3 protein-coding genes are annotated in these 2,892 nt (G+C 38.9%); all 3 read left to right on the forward strand.

The window, feature by feature from the left end:
- Positions 1-60: 60 nt before the first annotated feature.
- Positions 61-903: a CoB--CoM heterodisulfide reductase iron-sulfur subunit B family protein gene (locus QMD21_00910; protein MDI6855331.1), complete on the forward strand. Its 843-nt coding sequence runs from the start codon at positions 61-63 to the stop codon at positions 901-903.
- 7 nt (positions 904-910) lie between these two features.
- Complete coding sequence (locus tag QMD21_00915; protein ID MDI6855332.1) at positions 911-1,585, forward strand: 4Fe-4S ferredoxin; 675 nt, start codon at positions 911-913, stop codon at positions 1,583-1,585.
- Between the two features lie 3 nt (positions 1,586-1,588).
- Positions 1,589-2,892: FAD-binding protein (locus tag QMD21_00920; protein ID MDI6855333.1), on the forward strand; the 1,304-nt coding region annotated here is incomplete at its 3' end.

The following is a 2,892-nucleotide window of genomic DNA, read 5'->3' on the forward strand; positions in this document are numbered from 1 at the left end:
AGGGAAAAATCCAGGAAAAAGGGGAGAAAACCGTAGGTTGTCTCCCCTTTGTCTAAAAAAATGGAAAAATATTTGTATTACCCCGGTTGCACTCTAAAGACTTACGCATCAAGTTATGAACTATCAGCTCTTGCTATAGCAAAGACTTTAGGCTTAGAGCTTGTGGAACTTGATAAATGGTACTGCTGCGGAGCGGTAGCTTCGCTAGCGCAGGATGATTTATTCCGTTATTTAGGGCCTATTCGTACACTCGTCAAGGCACAGGAGCATAGTAACAAAGTTGTCACCCTCTGCGATATGTGTTATAACACACTTCAGCATGCTAATTTATTATTAAAGAAAAATCCTCAATCTCTAGATACAATCAATAGTTTTATAGAGCCTGACAGTTACAAAGGGAAAGTAGAAGTCTATCATTTACTGCAGGTTTTGAGAGACTTCGTGACTTTTGAAAAACTGAAAGGATTTATAAAGCAACCTCTTAATGTAAAGCTAGCACCTTATTACGGTTGTATGCTGCTAAGACCTAGAGAGCTAGCTATCGACGATCCTGAAGAGCCTTCAGTTTTAGAAGATTTAATTATTGCTTTAGGCGGAGAGGTCGTAGATAGTATTTATCGTATGGAGTGCTGCGGAAGCTATAATATTGTAGATAACAAAGAGCTTGTATCAAATCAAGTTTCTAAAATATTATATGATATGAAAGACAAAGGATGCGAGGCAATAATAACTTCTTGTCCATTATGTAAATACAATTTAGAGCATTCGAAAGAAAAAATACCTGTGTTCTACTTCACTCAGCTAATAGCTATTGCATTTAAACTACCTGAAGAATATTATGGGCTTGCTTCTCATAAAATAGATCCTAAGCATTTACTAAAAACTAAAAATCTATTGAGGTGAGTAGTAAATGGAAACTATCATAGTAAAAATGCTTGGAAAGAATTACGAAGTGCCTAAAGGACTTACTATAACAAAAGCTTTTGAGTGGGCAGGCTATCATTTGATAAGGGGCTCTGGCTGCAGAGCAGGTTTCTGCGGAGCTTGTACTACAATTTACAGAAAGAAGGGCGACTATAAGCTCTACACAGGCTTAGCATGTCAAACGCTCGTTGAAGAAAATATGGAGCTTGTGCAACTGCCTTTTGTGCCTGCAGAAAAGGAGCCTCATAAAATAGATAATTTGAAACCTTCCGGTAATGTGATTTTAAAAATCTATCCTGAGATAGCAAGATGTTTGTGCTGTAATACCTGTACAAAAGCATGCCCTCAAGAACTTGAAGTAATGGATTTCATACAAGCTTCTCTCAGAGGCGACTTGGCAAAGGTAGCCCAGCTGTCTTTCGATTGTATCCAGTGTGGTATCTGCTCTGTAAGGTGTCCTGCAGATATAAAGCATTACCATGTGGCTCAGCTTGCAAGAAGGCTCTATGGAAAATACCTAACCAAGAAGTCGAAAGCGCAAGAGCAAAGATTGAAAGAAATTGAAAAAGGTAAATTTGAGAAAGACTTTGCTGAGATCATAGCACTACCTTTAGAAAAAGTCAGAGAATTATATAAGAAAAGAGAGATCGAAGGTGAATAAAAAATGCAATGCTATACTGAAGAGATGCTAAAATCGATAGAGCTTGTTGAAAGCACTAGAGGGCAGCGATTGAAAGAAAAACTCAGAAGGCTATCACTTGAGGAATCTGAGGAGCTTTTACGAAAATTTCATCCAGACTACAGGCCTGGCACTAAGAGAGCTCTGAGAATAGGTCCTAGCAAAGGTATGCAAGTACCCCATGAGCTAGCAGATCTTTTAGAAGCTACTCCTCTTATCAGCCCAAGAGATATTGATTTAAATAAAATAGATTACGATGTAGATGTTCTTATTATTGGCGGTGGAGGCGCAGGTACTGTAGCAGCTATTTCTGCATATGAAAATGGCATTAAAAGTGAGAATATACTTATTGCTACAAAACTCAGATGGGGCGATTCTAACTCTATGATGGCTCAAGGCGGTATACAGGCAGCAGACAGACCAGAAGATTCACCTTTAACTCATTATCTTGATACTTTTGGGGGAGGGCATTTTGCAAATAAGTCGGAGCTTGTAAAAGCGCTAGTGCTTGACGCTCCTAAAATAATAAAATGGCATGAAGAGCTTGGGGTAATATATGATAAAAAAGAAAACGGTGAGTATCTTGAGCTCTCAGGTGGAGGAGCTTCAAGAGCTAGATTGCACTGCGCAAAAGACTATACAGGTATGGAAATTATGAGAGTATTAAGAGATCATGCAAGAGATTTAAATATTACTTTCGTTGAGTTCGCTCCTGTAGTTGAACTTCTCACAGACGATTGTGCAGTAACAGGTGCTGTCTTATTCAATTTAGAAACTCGTGAGTATTCTATAGTTAGAGCTAAAGCTACAGTATTAGCAACAGGAGGGCTTGGAAGGTTGCACATTCAGAATTTTCCTACTACAAATCATTACGGAGCAACTGCCGATGGCTTGATACTTGCTTATAGAGTAGGTGCAAAACTAATAGATTTAGATTCTGTACAATATCATCCTACATGTGCTGCTTTTCCTGAGCCTCTTGTTGGATTGCTGTGCACTGAAAAGTTACGCAGTATGGGCGCTTTGCCAGTAAATAAGCTTGGCGAAAGCTTCGTTCATGCACTAGAGCCTAGAGATGTAGAGAGCGCTGCTTATATAAGAGAATGCTACGAATTTGATAAAGGTATTGTTACTCCTACTGGTTTGAGAGGCGTTTGGCTTGATACACCAATGATAGATGCGATTAGAGGTGAAGGTACTATTGAGAAAAACTTTGCAGCTATGGTGAGACAGTTCAAAAGATTCGGTATAGACATCGCTAAAGACCCTATTTTAGTATTTCCTGGCTT

Source organism: Candidatus Thermoplasmatota archaeon (genome assembly GCA_030018475.1).
In the GTDB taxonomy this organism is placed as follows: domain Archaea; phylum Thermoplasmatota; class JASEFT01; order JASEFT01; family JASEFT01; genus JASEFT01.